Below are 11,971 nucleotides of genomic sequence, written 5' to 3'. Positions count from 1 at the left end.
CCGGAGAGAGAACACCGTGATCCGACGCTCCCTCACCGCAGCCGTCGGCGCCGCCTGCGCCTTCGTCCTGCTCATGGCCGTACCCGGCTCAGCCTCCGCGGCGACCGGCCAGTTCCGCTACTCCTACACCACCGCCGAGGGATACGAGGCCGTCGGCTTCCTGAACAACCCCGCGAGCGGCGAGTGCGTCGACCTCCCTGCACCCGGCTCCGCCCCCGGGACCGTCTCCCGGGCGCCGAAGAACCACACCGACGCCACCGCCACGGTCTTCCTCGACGCCGGCTGCGAAGGCGACACCTACTACACGCTGCGGCCGGGCGCCGGCGCGTCCGACCGTCTGCTCCTGCGCTCCGTCGTCTTCTCCTGAGCGGGCACCCCGGACGACTGGGCGGGCATCCGGGGCGACGCGCGCCGGACCGAGCCGTCGCGGCCCCGGCGGCACCGCTCACCGGGGGCTGACCGCTCCTTCGCACACAGGTCCCGCACGGGTCCTGTCCAGGTCCGCCGTCGGGCGGCGATGAGTTTCGGCGTGGCGCCCCGTCTGAACTCACGTACCCCCTCAGCCGCACCCGAGGAGAGCACCATGGGCGCCACCTACACCTTCGACGTCTTCTCCACCCTCGACGGCTACGGGCGGCCCGGCAGTCCTGACTGGGGCGGCTACTGGGGCAAGCAGGGGCCCGAACTGCTCGACCGCCGCCTCTCCCTGTACGAGGCCGAGGAGCGGATGGTGTTCGGGGCCCGCACCTACCGCCTGTTCGCGCAGGTGCTGGCCCCGGCCTTCGAGGAGTCGGGGCGCGACCCGTGGGTCACCCGCATGCTGAGCCTGCCCGCGACGGTGGTGTCGAGCACGCTGGAGGGGCCTCTCGGCCTGCCGGACGCGGTCGTCGCGAGCGGTGACGCCGTCGACATCGTCGCCCGGCTCAAGGAGGAGTCCGAGGTGCCGCTGCGCTCGCACGGCAGCATGTCGCTGAACCGGGCGCTGATGGCCGCCGGTCTGGTCGACCGCGTCCAGGTGACCGTCTTCCCCGTGATCACCGGGCAGACCGGCGAGCACCCGGTCTTCCGGGGCGCGGCCGACTTCGACCTCGAACTGCTCGACAGCCGGACACTCGACGGCGGCATCCAGGAACTCACCTACCGGCCCACCCTGCACGGCTGAAACCGTCCGGTGCGATCAGGTGCTCGGGCGGACCGGGCGCCTCGTCCCGTCCGCGGATGTCGAGAACGTGTCCCCGGCTCCGTCCCCGGGACAGCAGCGGCCGCCACCGGCCGCACCAGGAAGCCAGAAAGCCCGGAAGCCCGGAAGCCTGGAAGCCCGGAAACTCAGAAGAAGGAGAGCCGCATGGCGATTCAGCGGATGGACAATGTCGGCATCGTCGTCGAGGACCTGGATGCCGCCGTCGCGTTCTTCGTGGAACTCGGTATGGAGCTGGAGGGCAGGGCGGAGATCGAGGGCCTCTTCGCCGACCGGTGCACCGGGCTCGACGGCGTCCGCTGCGACATCGCGATGGTCAGGACGCCGGACGGTCACAGCAGGCTCGAACTGGCGAAGTACCGCAACCCCGCGCCGGTCGGCACCGAGCCGCGCGACCGGCCGCACAACACGCTGGGCATGCACCGGGTCATGTTCGCCGTCGACGACATCGAGGACACCGTGGCCCGCCTGCGCCCGCACGGCGCCGAACTCCTCGGCGAGATCGCCCGGTTCGAGGACAGCTACCTGCTCTGCTACCTCCGCGGCCCGGACGGCATCATCGTCGCGCTGGCCGAGCAACTGCACTGAGAGGGACCGAATCGCGCGCGACGGTAGCCCCTGGACGGAGTCCCGCGCGGGCTGCGGCGGCGTCGTCGTCGGGGGCGTGGCTCAGTCCGGCGTGCCGGGGGTGCCCGCCCACGCGGTCAGTGCCCGTGTGCGCTCGGCGCGCCGTCCGGCCGTGTCACCGGTCCGGCTCGCCCAGGCGACATGGCCGTCGGGGCGTACCAGGACCTCGGTCACGCCCGCGAGTTCGGGGTGGTGGTCCCGTCCGGTCACCGTCACGGCCTCCACGCGTCCGCTCCAACCGGCCGCGACGGCGGGCGGGAGCGCCTCGTCCCCGGCGAGGTCGAGCAGCAGGAAGCGGCTGCGGTCGGTCAGTTCGTAGACCCGGGTGGCGGCGGATCCCGCGGCGGTCAGGCCGATGTCCGGCATGCGCCGTCCTTCCAGCGGGTCGGCGCCGGGACCGCGGGCGGGGTAGGCGGTGCCGAGGGCGGACACCTGCTCGGCCAGGATCCGGTTGACCTCGGCCGTGCCCAGGAACCCGTCGAGCATCCCGCGCAGTGCGGCGGCGGGCCGCGCGTACTGCGGGACGAGGACCAGTTCCGCCAGCAGGGTCTGGATCCCGGTGTTCTCGACGACCGCCGCACCGACCGGCCGGCGCTCGGCGTCGTAGCCGTCCAGCAGTCCGGGCGGCGCCCAGCCGCTGATCTCGGCCGCCAGCCTCCAGCCCAGGTTGGCGGCGTCCTGCAAGCCGGTGTTGAGACCCTGGCCGCCCGCGGGGAAGTGGATGTGGGCGGCGTCACCCGCCAGCAGGATCCGGCCCGCGCGATACGTCTCGGCGAGGCGGGCCTCGTTGCCGAAGCGGGACAGCCAGCGCGGGCGGCCGACACCGCAGTCGGATCCGCAGATGTCCGTCAGGGAGGTCCGGAACTCCTCCAGCGTCACGGGCTCGCGGGAGGGGACCCGCATCCGGGCGGGGTCGAGGCAGACGAGCCGGGTGGCGCCGTCCTCCAGCGGTGCGACCAGCACCCCGCGGGCCTGTGCGCGCCGCAGTCCCGGGTCGTCCCGGTCCACGGTCTCGAAGTCGCCGAGGACACCGGTCACCGTCTCGTCCGTCCCCGGGAAGCCGATCCCCGCGGCCGTGCGCACCAGGCTGCGTCCGCCGTCGCACCCCACCGCGTACGCCGCTCGCAGGGTCCGCCGCCTGCCGGGGCCGTGCTCGTTCCGTACGTCCACGACGTCCACCTCGACGCCGTCGGGGTCCTGGCGTACGCCGACGGTCCGGTGTCCGCGCAGGATCCCGACGCCCAGTTCGGCGGCGCGCTCCGCCAGCAGGGCCTCGGTGCGGGCCTGGGCGATGAACAGCGTGTAGGCGTGGCGGCTGTCGAGGGCGGTGAAGTCGAGCCGGGTCTCCAGGCCCGCGAAGTGCCAGCCCGGCACGGTGGTGCCGGCGGCGAGGAAGCGGGGGGCCAGCCCCCGCAGGTCCATGAGCTCGATGCTGCGCGGGTGCAGCGTGAGGGCCCGGGAGTCGCGCTGCGGCTCCGTGCGGCGCTCGACGATCAGCGGCCGGACGCCTGCCAGCGCCAGCTCGCAGGCGAGCATCAGCCCGGTCGGACCCGCTCCGACGACGATCACCTCTGTGGTCACATCCGCCTCCGAATCAGTGAGCAATGAGCAAGTGAGCAGTGAGCAGTGAGCAGTGAGCAGTGAGCAGTGAGCAGTGAGCAGTGAGCAACGAATTAGTGAACGACGTTCACGTGAACGGCGTTCACTATAATCACCGGCATGAGCGATCCGTCAACCTCCCGCCCGGCCCGTGGCCGTCCGCCCCGGCTCGACCAAACCCGTACCGTCGAGACCGCCCTGGACCTGCTGAACGACTCCGGTCTCGACGCGCTGACCATGCGGCGGCTGGCGGACGCGATGGGCGTACAGGCCGGGGCGCTCTACCGGTACTTCCGGACCAAGGAGGATCTGCTGACCGCGATGGCCGAGCGCATGATGGCCGGCGTCCGGGCCCCGGCGGGCGGTGCGGACTGGAGCGACCGCCTCTCCGGCCTGGCCAGGGCGTTGCGGCAGGCGCTGCTGGCCCACCGTGACGGTGCCCGGGTGTTCGCGGGGACGCACTCCACCGGCCCGGGAACCCTGGGCTTCGCGGAGAGCTGCACAGGCGTCCTGCGCGAGGCCGGATTCAGCGACGCGGACGCCGCTCGGGCCGCGCTGGCGGTGGTCCGCCTCACCATCGGGCACACCCTGGAGGAACAGGCCGCGCTACGGACCGAGGACGGCTCCCCGGCCGACCCGGAGGTGCTGCGCGAGGCGGTCTCCTCCGGCGGCTACCCCCACCTCACGGCCGCCCTGCCCACCCTCACCGAGGCCGACCAGGCACCCCACTTCGAATTCGGCCTCGCCCTGCTCGTGGCAGGTCTGGAGACGCTGCGTCAGCCGCGCCGGTGAGCGAGAGGGCGAGGAGCGGAGCCGGTCCGCCGTCTGCGGCGGCGTGTCATGCCGCGGAGATCCGGAACTCGAATTCGGGACGGTCCCACGGCACGGCGGGCGGGTTCGCGGGCACGATCCCGGTACGCACCGCACCGACGCGGTGGTAGAAGTCCTCGGCGGGAACGTGTGACACCACCCTGACGCGGTCGAGCCGCGCGGCACGGGCCTCGGACCGCATGTGCGCCACGAGCAGCCGCCCGATGCCGCGTCCCTGCGCTTCGTCGGCGACGAACAGCAGATCGAGCTCCGGCGGCGCGAGGACGAGCGAGTAGAACCCGAGGACCCGCCCGCCGTCCTCCTCGGCGCCGACGGCCACGAAGACGCGGTGGGCCTCGATGTAGTCAGGGCCCACCCGGTAGCCCGCGACCGCTGCCGCGTACTGGCCCGCGTAGGCCCCTGAGCCACGCACGAGCCGCGTGAGCCGTCTGGCGTCCCGCGCGACGGCCCTCCGTATCGTGACCGGCCGGCTGAGCGGCGACGTGCGGGGAGTCATCACAGAAGTGTCCCGCACCGGGGAGTGCCTCCGCGCGGCGGGGCGGCCGCGGGCGCCGGGGACAGGGGCAGGGGACCGGTGGGGCGGGAACCGGGAGATCCGCTGGAGCAGTGTGCAGGTCTGCCGGGGTCCGTCACCTCCGGTACCGCTGGGCCACGGCGGTGAAGGCGGCCTTGGGCTCCCAGTCCATGTCGGGATAGGTCCGTCCCCGTCGCCCTTCGAGGAGTTTCACGATGCCCAGACCGGCCCGGTCCAGGTCGTCCCTGGGGTCGCCGTCCGGGCGGTGCGGGTAGCCGGGCAGCGCGAACAGGAAGACGAACGCGCTGTCCACGCCCTCCGTCTCGAAGATCTCCAGCAGTTCGCTCAGATACGCGGCCTGGCCGGGCTCGTCCCGCTCGTACACGCCGTTCAGCCGTACCGGGGCCTTGGTCTGCGGGTCGTACTCGACCACGTCGAGCACCCGCCCGCCCCGGTCCCCCGCGCCGCGGTAGGCCGCGGTGCCGAACCCGGTGACGGCGAGCGGCTTCGGGCCCCGCACCAGGACGCGCACGGCCTCCCGGAACCGGCCGGCGATCTCGGCGGAGCGCAGCAGTTCGTAGGTCACGATGTCGAAGGGGGTCCAGTCGACCTGTTCGAACTGGATGGACGCGTAGGTGAGCCTGCCCCCGAAGCGCTCACGGACCACGGCCACGGCGTCGCGGAGGAACGCGTTGACGCGCGTGCCCAGTTCGCGTATCGCGCCGGCCCGCCGCTCGGGCCGGCCCATCAGATGCCCCACCCGTTCCTCGGGGCTGTCTCCGGGCAGGAATCCGGGGTTCATCACGCTCAGCTCGACACCCGCGACGAACACGACGGCGGCGCCCTGCCGCCGCAGCCGTTCCGCTCGCTCGGCGCAGTCACGGAAGAGTGCGAGGATCTGCTCCCGGTCCAGCTCCAGCGGGTAGGGCGAGAACCAGACCTCCAGACCGAGTCCGGCGGCGGCCTCCGCCGCCAGCTCCAGCCGGTCGGGGTCACCGCCGATGATCTGGACCGCGTTGCAGTGCAGGTCGTCGCGGATGACGGTCAGCTCGCGCCGGACCACTGCGGGGTCGAGGCGCTCACGGGACACCTGACCGTGCACGACGAATCCGGTGTCGTACGTCATGCCTCTCGCCCGCATGGTGATCTCCTCCCTGTCGTGACCGGTCGGTGCCGGTCGGGTGCGCCGAGACTCACAGGAAAAGTGCGTGCACGCAAGTTTGCGTGCACGCATTGTTCCGTGGAACCCTGGCACCGTGACGACACCACCACCGGGGCTACGGGAGCGGAAGAAGCAGGCCACACGCGAGGCGCTGCGCGAGGCGGCCCTGCGGCTGGCCGTGGAGCACGGGCCCGACCGGGTGCGGGTCGAGGACATCGCCGAGGCCGCCGGCGTGTCGCCGCGCACCTACAACAACTACTTCGCCAGCCGGGAGCAGGCGATCGTCTCCGCCGTCACCGCCGACCGCGAGGCACGTGTCGCGGCGGCGGTCGCCGCCCGGCCCGCGGGAGTGCGCCTGGCCGACGCCGTCACCGACGCTGTGGTCGAGCAGTACACGGACACCGGTGAGCACACACACAGGGCACTGCTGCTGATCACCACCCGTCCCGTGCTGCGCGAGGCGTTCCTCGGCACGACCGCCGGTATCGAGTCCCCTCTGACCGCGGTGATCGCCCAACACCTGGGCGACACAGAGGCGCCCACGGCCCGCGTACTCGCGGCAAGCGTCGCCGCGGCCGTCCGCATCGCTCTGGAGGACTGGCTGCGCCCACCCGGGGACGCGGCGTCCGAGGGGTCCTGCGGCGCGGCAGGATTGATCGTCCCCTCCGGCTCACTGCCCGGCCTCCTCCGCGCGGCCCTGGCCCCGCTCGCCCCCGCTTTCGACGCCGCCGAACATCGCACCCGGGCGTGAAGCCGCCGCCCCCAGCCGAGGGGCCCACGCGCCGCCGGCCGGAGCGGTTCCACTTCCTGAGCGCTGCGAACCGGGGCCCGACCGCACGGACCAGGGTCCGACCGCACGGATGGACCGGGGCCCGACCGTACGGACCGGGGTCCGATCGCGCCGCGACGCCCGGCGCAAGCACCGGCTCTTCATCGTGCCGCCCGTCACCCCGCTCGGCGGCGGGTGTCACGCGTTCTGTTCGGCGCCGGTCATCAGGGCGAGCAGGCTGTGGGGCGCGTGGTCGTCGATCATGATCGTGTAGAAGCCGTCGTCGTCGGCTTCGTCGGCGCGGGCGAACATGGCCTGCTCGTGCGTGGCGGGGGCGGCCTCCGTGTCGCCGGGGTGCGCGGCGAGGGCCCGGCCGAGTTCGGCGCCGTCCTGGATGGCCAGGTTGGCGCCCTCGCCGTTCGGCGCCCGGAGGTGTGCGGCGTCGCCGAGGAGAGTCACGCCCGGTGTGCGGTCCCAGCGGTGCCCGGCGGGCAGCGAGAAGACGGGACGCAGGACCGGCGGGGTGTCGCTCTCGGTGAACAGGGCGGTGAGTTCGGGGGCCCAGCCCTGCCGGCCGTGGCGGCCCGCGCTGCTGGACTTCTACGAGAGCATCGGCCGCCTGCTGGACGCCCTCGGCGTTCCGGAGGAGGCGCGCTTCGACGCGGCGGGCACGCTGGTCAACCACGTCCTCGGCGTCGCCGCGCAGAACGCCGCGAACGCGCGGCTTCTCGCGGACGCCCGCGGCACGGACCGCGAGTCCTTCCTGGAGGACGCCGCCACGCGATGGGCGCGGGTCGACCCCGAGCGGTATCCGTTCGTGCACGCGGCGGCGGCCCGGCTGGGCGAGCACAACGACCGCGAGCAGTTCGCCTTCGGCGTCGACGTCTTCCTCGCCGGCATCGCGGCCCTGGGCGGAGCCCGGCGCTGAGTGCCGCACCGAGCCTTGAGCAGGGGCGGCCCGGAGCGGGATCCGGCCTCGGCGGGGCGGTTCCGTGCCTCAACTGCTCGTGCCCGGAAAAGGGGTTGGGGCGGGCGGCGGCCCGCTGCTACGTTCGTGGCGGACCGTGAAGCCGTCGTAGGGAGGTGAGCCCCGTGAACACAGTCACCCATGGGTGCTCCCTCATCCCGTCACGGTCCGGCGGCTGACATCCGGTGTCGCCAGGAGCGCCTGAGACCGAGGCACTCCTGGAAGAGGACTCCGATGAGTACAACACCTGTCACATCCGGCCGGAGCAGGGACACGGTGGTGGTCACACGTGTCGCGGACCGGCAATGGCACGCGCTGGACGACGACCTGGTGGCCGGCCGCGGACACGCGGAACAGCGGCCCGACGGGCGCCTGTTCGTCACCATCGACGCCTGGCACGACGCCGCCTTCGACCGGCTCGCCGAGGCGATGCCGACCGACCTGCCCGCGCCGCTGTACACGCTGGTCGACGAAGCCGACACCGAGCTGACGGCCGGCTGGCGGCGCGCCGGGTTCACGGTCCGGCGCCGCGAGCGGGAGTACGTCGTGCCGACCGATCCGCGGGTCACCGGGCTCGGAGCGGTCCTGCCGCCTCCGGGCGTGACGATCGTCCCCGCCGCGGAGGCGGACGAGACTCTGCTGCGCGCGGTGGACCGGGCGATCCGGGACGAGGTCGAGGCGTCCGTCGGGTGGCGGTCGATGCCCGCCGAGGTGACCCCCCGCCCCGAGGACGGCACCGCCGCCGGACCGTCGGTGTACGCGGTGGCCGCCGCGCCGGACCGCTACCTGGGTCTGATCCGGGTGGAGCGGGTGAAACGGCCGCGCATCGGACTGGTCGCGGTCCGGGCCGGTGAGCGGCGTCGCGGCATCGCGCGGGCGCTGCTGGCCCACGCCCTGGGGACGCTGCACCGTTCCGGGACGGCCGCTGCCTGGGCCGAGGTCCACGACTCCGGGCGGGCGGCCTCGGCGCTGTTCGAGGGCATCGGCGCCCGGCCGGCGGGAAGCAACCTGGAGCTGGTGCGATGACGAGGAACAAGAACGTCATCGAGGTCGAGGGCAGGGTCGTCGAGTGCCTGCGCAGCGCCATGTTCACCGTGGAGCTCGAGAACGGCCACCAGGTGCTCGCGCACGTCAGCGGGAAGATCCGCAAGAACTACATCAGAATCATGCTGGAGGACCGGGTGCTGGTGGAGCTCCCGCCGTACGACCTGACGCGCGGCCGGATCGTCTTCCGGTACCGCAACTAGAGAAGGCCCCGGCGACGGCCGGCACCTTCCGCGACGGCTGATCCCGGCGCCCCGGTCACCGCATCTGCGTGACCGGGGCCCGGAGACGAGGGGGCGGCGGGCGGGGACGAGCGTCGTAGTCGGAGGGGCGACGCCGTGCCGTACTGCCCCGGTGCCGTACCGCCCGGTCGCAGGCGGCTACCGCCTCGGTTCACCGACCTGGGGCGGAGGGCATCCCCAGTCGTCGGCCGTAGCGTCCATCAGGGCGGTGACATAGGCGTCCAGCCGCTGTTCCACGGCGCGTTCCGTCAGCTCCGGACGTCCGGCCTCCCGCCAGGTCCGCGCCACCGGACGCACCTCCTCCGAGGAGGCCAGCGCGTCCCGGACCAGCCAGTACCGCCGCTCGCTCACGGCCGCGGCCAGCGCGCCCCCGGCCTCCTCGTACGCCTGGGGGAACCGCAGGCCCCACTCCGGGCCGTGCAGCAGCGCGAGGTTGGTCGAGCAGTGCGCCACATCGAAATCCGCCGGGCCCCAGGAGGCCGCCGCCCAGTCGACGACGGCGGTGATCCGCGCTCCCGCCGGGTCTGAGGACCCCATGTCGAACAGCACGTTGCCGGGCTGGAAGTCCCGGTGCAGGAAGCGTCCCTCATAGGGCGGCGCGGGCCCGCGGATCACGTCGATCGCCGCGGCCCATGCGGCCGTACGGGCGCCCGCCGGGGTGACGACGGAGTCGGCGGTCGTCAACGCCTCGTACTTCGGGGGCCGTTCGGCGGGCCGTACCGCGTGGATCGCGATGAGCTGACGGGCCAGCAGGGGAACGCGTGTCTCCACCCCCTCGTCGTCCAGGACCGTCCGGCCCGTCATATGTGTCATCAAGAGCGACGGGTGCTCGGCATGCGCGGCGACCGGGTCGGCCGCGACCAGTCCGGGAACCGGCACACCGGTCCCCGCCAGCACGGTCAGGGCGCCGGCCTCCCTCCCCAGCCAGTCCTCGGCGCGCTCCCGGTAGTACGGGACGACGAAGCTCCGCAGCACCAGATCACGGGTGCTGCCGTCCGGCGCGCCGACGGTCAGCCTCCGCATCTCGGCCGTGATGCCACCGTGCAGCACCTCGGCTCCGACAACCCTTTCGCCGTCCTCCAGCTGTCTGTTCACCCAGGCCAGCGTCAACGGGCTGACAGCGCCTGCTTCTTCGTGGTCGGTCACCGTGACCTCTCGTCATCCGGACGGCAGTACCCGCAAAGGCTCTCATCGTGATGACCAGCGGTCTGCCAGGCGCGACTTGGCTGGATCTGGTTCGTCCGGAACCCGTCCCGGAGCGGTGGCTGCGGGGCGTGGGGTGGTGTGGGCCGCCGTGGGGCCCTGGAGGGGGCCGTTGTGCGCGGGAAGTGCGGGGGCGGGACGGGTGGGTGCGCGCGGCGGGTGCGGATGGTCTGTGCGGGATGCCGGTTGCGCGGTATCCGGGCAGAGGTATCCGGATTCCGGGACAGGTCGTGCCGCGCGAGAGCCCATGGGCCGGGCCGGCGCAAGGTCTTGTCCGTGCCCGGGAGCCAGGCAGGGAAATCTCCACGCCGCTCACCGGCATGGACACGCCGAGTTCCTGGGAGGGGATGGCGGAGTGCGACCGCAGGACTATGAGGCGTACTGCCGGGCCGATCCCGCCTTCTACGACGACCCCGTCCGCGGTGAGGAGTCGCGGGATCCACAGGACCCGCAGGACCCGGAGGTCATCGGCGAGGTGCTCGCGTACTGCCGTGAGCACCGGCTGTCGGTGAAGTTCCTGCGCGGTCCCGTCACCGTATTGGCGGCGAACTCGAAGTACGCTCCCCGCGCCTCCCGCGGGAAGCTGCTCACCCTCTACCCGCGTGACGAGGCGGAGCTGCGGCGCGCCCTCACCGGTCTCGCCGCCCGTCCGGACGGCCGCCGCGGACCGTACATCCTCAGCGACCTGCGCTGGCGGGACACCGTCCTGTACGTGCGCGCGCTACGGCGCGTTCCGGCAGATGTACTGCGTCAACGCGGCCGGTGAGACGGTCTCGGCGCTGCGCGACCCGGCCGGCGCGCTCGTCCCGGACCTGCGCCGGCCCGTCTTCTCGGTTCCCGACTGGGTCGCGGTTCCCGGCTTCCTGGCCGAGCAGGTCGCCGCCCAGGGACGGCCCGAGGACTTCACGTACGACATCGAGCGGGCCCTGCACTTCTCCAACGGCGGTGGCGTGTACAAGGCCCGCGACCGCCGTGACGGGCGCGGTGTCGTGCTGCGCGAGGCTCGGCCGCCAGCCGGTCTCGACGGCCGCGGCACCGACGCGGTCACCCGGCTGCACCGGGAGCGCGACATGCTGCGCCGACTGGCGGGGCCGGACTTCGTACCGCGTCTGTACGACCACGTGACGGTGTGGGAACACGAGTACCTGGTCGAGGAGTTCATCGAGGGCGAGAAGCTGGAGCGGCACCTGTTCAACGGGGCCCATCCGCTGCTGTCGGCCGCTCCGGACCAGGCGACGCTGGACGCGTACGTCCGCACCGCGCTCGGCTTCTCGGACCAACTGGCCTAGATCATCCAGGAGTTGCACCGGCGCGGTGTGGTCTTCGGTGATCTGCATCCGGGCAATGTGATGGTGCGGCCCGACGGGCGCCTGACCCTGGTCGACTTCGAGCCGGCCTTCGACGCGGAGAGCGGGTCCGCCTGCGGTCTGGGGGCGCCGGGGTTCTTCTGCGCCACCGCCCGGGAGGGCACGTCCATGGACGACTACGCGCTGGCCTGTATGCGGCTGTTCTTCTTTCTGCCGCTGACGTTCCTGAACGCGCCGCCGCGCCGCCGACAGCCGCCCGGACACCGGCCCCCGGGGCACGGGGGACCACCGACGGAGACGGCGCGGAGGACACGGAGGACACGGAGAGCAGGGAGGACACAGAGGACACCTGGGAACCGGGCCGCCTCACCGGACCCGAGGAACTGCGGCAGGTCATGGACTCACTGGCCGCCGGTATCGTCGCCGCGGCCACCCCCGAGCGCACCGACCGCCTCGTGCCACCCGCGCCGGGCTCTATGACGGCCTGTACGGTGCCGCGGTCGTGCTG

Annotated in this window: 15 protein-coding genes and 1 pseudogene; 11 read left to right on the top strand and 5 right to left on the bottom strand. The window is 72.9% G+C overall.

Translation table 11 applies throughout. The annotated features are described in order from the left end of the window. Nucleotides 1-16: 16 nt before the first annotated feature. From B086_RS0107330 to B086_RS0107320, 3 genes are all read left to right on the top strand, one after another. Nucleotides 17-367 (top strand): hypothetical protein, encoded by a 351-nt coding sequence (locus B086_RS0107330; protein ID WP_018565755.1) that lies wholly within the window; start codon nucleotides 17-19, stop codon nucleotides 365-367. A gap of 216 nt (nucleotides 368-583) precedes the next feature. Then, nucleotides 584-1,162: a dihydrofolate reductase family protein gene (locus tag B086_RS0107325; protein WP_018565754.1), complete on the top strand. Its 579-nt coding sequence runs from the start codon at nucleotides 584-586 to the stop codon at nucleotides 1,160-1,162. Between the two features lie 183 nt (nucleotides 1,163-1,345). After that, the gene (locus B086_RS0107320; RefSeq protein WP_026252193.1) at nucleotides 1,346-1,786 is read left to right on the top strand and encodes a VOC family protein; all 441 of its coding nucleotides are present in this window, start codon (nucleotides 1,346-1,348) and stop codon (nucleotides 1,784-1,786) included. Between the two features lie 81 nt (nucleotides 1,787-1,867). On the opposite strand, the gene B086_RS0107315 is transcribed toward B086_RS0107320, so the two are convergent. Beyond that, nucleotides 1,868-3,406, bottom strand: coding sequence for an FAD-dependent monooxygenase (locus B086_RS0107315; RefSeq protein ID WP_018565752.1), 1,539 nt, complete (start codon nucleotides 3,404-3,406; stop codon nucleotides 1,868-1,870). A 138-nt stretch (nucleotides 3,407-3,544) separates the two neighbouring features. Between B086_RS0107315 and B086_RS0107310 the strand changes: the two genes are divergently transcribed. Beyond that, complete coding sequence (locus B086_RS0107310; RefSeq protein WP_018565751.1) at nucleotides 3,545-4,216, top strand: TetR/AcrR family transcriptional regulator; 672 nt, start codon at nucleotides 3,545-3,547, stop codon at nucleotides 4,214-4,216. A gap of 46 nt (nucleotides 4,217-4,262) precedes the next feature. On the opposite strand, the gene B086_RS0107305 is transcribed toward B086_RS0107310, so the two are convergent. Together B086_RS0107305 and B086_RS0107300 are read right to left on the bottom strand one after the other, a co-directional pair. After that, on the bottom strand, nucleotides 4,263-4,751 hold the full coding sequence (locus tag B086_RS0107305) for a GNAT family N-acetyltransferase (protein WP_018565750.1): 489 nt from the start codon (nucleotides 4,749-4,751) through the stop codon (nucleotides 4,263-4,265). Nucleotides 4,752-4,884: 133 nt separating this feature from the next. After that, nucleotides 4,885-5,910: a hypothetical protein gene (locus B086_RS0107300; protein ID WP_234029273.1), complete on the bottom strand. Its 1,026-nt coding sequence runs from the start codon at nucleotides 5,908-5,910 to the stop codon at nucleotides 4,885-4,887. Between the two features lie 115 nt (nucleotides 5,911-6,025). Here B086_RS0107300 and B086_RS0107295 point away from each other — a divergent pair, with 115 nt between their 5' ends. Then, nucleotides 6,026-6,682, top strand: a complete 657-nt coding sequence (locus tag B086_RS0107295) for a TetR/AcrR family transcriptional regulator (protein WP_018565748.1) — start codon at nucleotides 6,026-6,028, stop codon at nucleotides 6,680-6,682. Between the two features lie 216 nt (nucleotides 6,683-6,898). Here the strand turns inward: B086_RS0107295 and B086_RS43975 are convergent. Then, a pseudogene (locus B086_RS43975) lies at nucleotides 6,899-7,267 on the bottom strand (FAD-dependent oxidoreductase); the annotation flags it as partial. Between B086_RS43975 and B086_RS42610 the strand changes: the two are divergent. From B086_RS42610 to infA, 3 genes are all read left to right on the top strand, one after another. After that, nucleotides 7,167-7,628 carry a TetR/AcrR family transcriptional regulator C-terminal domain-containing protein gene (locus tag B086_RS42610; RefSeq protein WP_420712542.1) on the top strand — a complete coding sequence of 154 codons (462 nt, stop codon included), beginning with the start codon at nucleotides 7,167-7,169 and terminating at the stop codon, nucleotides 7,626-7,628. The pseudogene B086_RS43975 and the gene B086_RS42610 sit on opposite strands and share 101 nt — an antisense overlap. Before the next feature lie 273 nt (nucleotides 7,629-7,901). Further along, the gene (locus B086_RS0107280) at nucleotides 7,902-8,693 is read left to right on the top strand and encodes a GNAT family N-acetyltransferase (protein ID WP_026252192.1); all 792 of its coding nucleotides are present in this window, start codon (nucleotides 7,902-7,904) and stop codon (nucleotides 8,691-8,693) included. Then, the gene (gene infA, locus B086_RS0107275; protein WP_018565744.1) at nucleotides 8,690-8,914 is read left to right on the top strand and encodes a translation initiation factor IF-1; all 225 of its coding nucleotides are present in this window, start codon (nucleotides 8,690-8,692) and stop codon (nucleotides 8,912-8,914) included. The genes B086_RS0107280 and infA overlap by 4 nt, the downstream gene beginning before the upstream one ends. Before the next feature lie 177 nt (nucleotides 8,915-9,091). On the opposite strand, the gene B086_RS39365 is transcribed toward infA, so the two are convergent. After that, nucleotides 9,092-10,048 (bottom strand): phosphotransferase family protein, encoded by a 957-nt coding sequence (locus B086_RS39365; protein ID WP_199790721.1) that lies wholly within the window; start codon nucleotides 10,046-10,048, stop codon nucleotides 9,092-9,094. 463 nt (nucleotides 10,049-10,511) lie between these two features. Here B086_RS39365 and B086_RS41875 point away from each other — a divergent pair, with 463 nt between their 5' ends. From B086_RS41875 to B086_RS46185, 3 genes are read left to right on the top strand one after another with little or no spacing between them, the layout of a single operon-like run. Then, nucleotides 10,512-10,922, top strand: coding sequence for a hypothetical protein (locus B086_RS41875; RefSeq protein ID WP_026252191.1), 411 nt, complete (start codon nucleotides 10,512-10,514; stop codon nucleotides 10,920-10,922). Further along, a complete protein-coding gene (locus B086_RS41870) occupies nucleotides 10,897-11,445 on the top strand; it encodes a hypothetical protein (protein WP_018565742.1) in 549 nt (182 codons plus the stop codon). Before B086_RS41875 ends, B086_RS41870 begins: the two co-directional genes overlap by 26 nt. 27 nt (nucleotides 11,446-11,472) lie before the next feature. Continuing rightward, nucleotides 11,473-11,943, top strand: a complete 471-nt coding sequence (locus tag B086_RS46185; protein ID WP_420712544.1) for a hypothetical protein — start codon at nucleotides 11,473-11,475, stop codon at nucleotides 11,941-11,943. Nucleotides 11,944-11,971 lie beyond the last annotated feature (28 nt).

It is taken from the genome of Streptomyces sp. PsTaAH-124, assembly GCF_000373685.1.
GTDB lineage: Bacteria > Actinomycetota > Actinomycetes > Streptomycetales > Streptomycetaceae > Streptomyces > Streptomyces andamanensis.
This window is presented reverse-complemented; position numbering and strand designations above follow the sequence as displayed.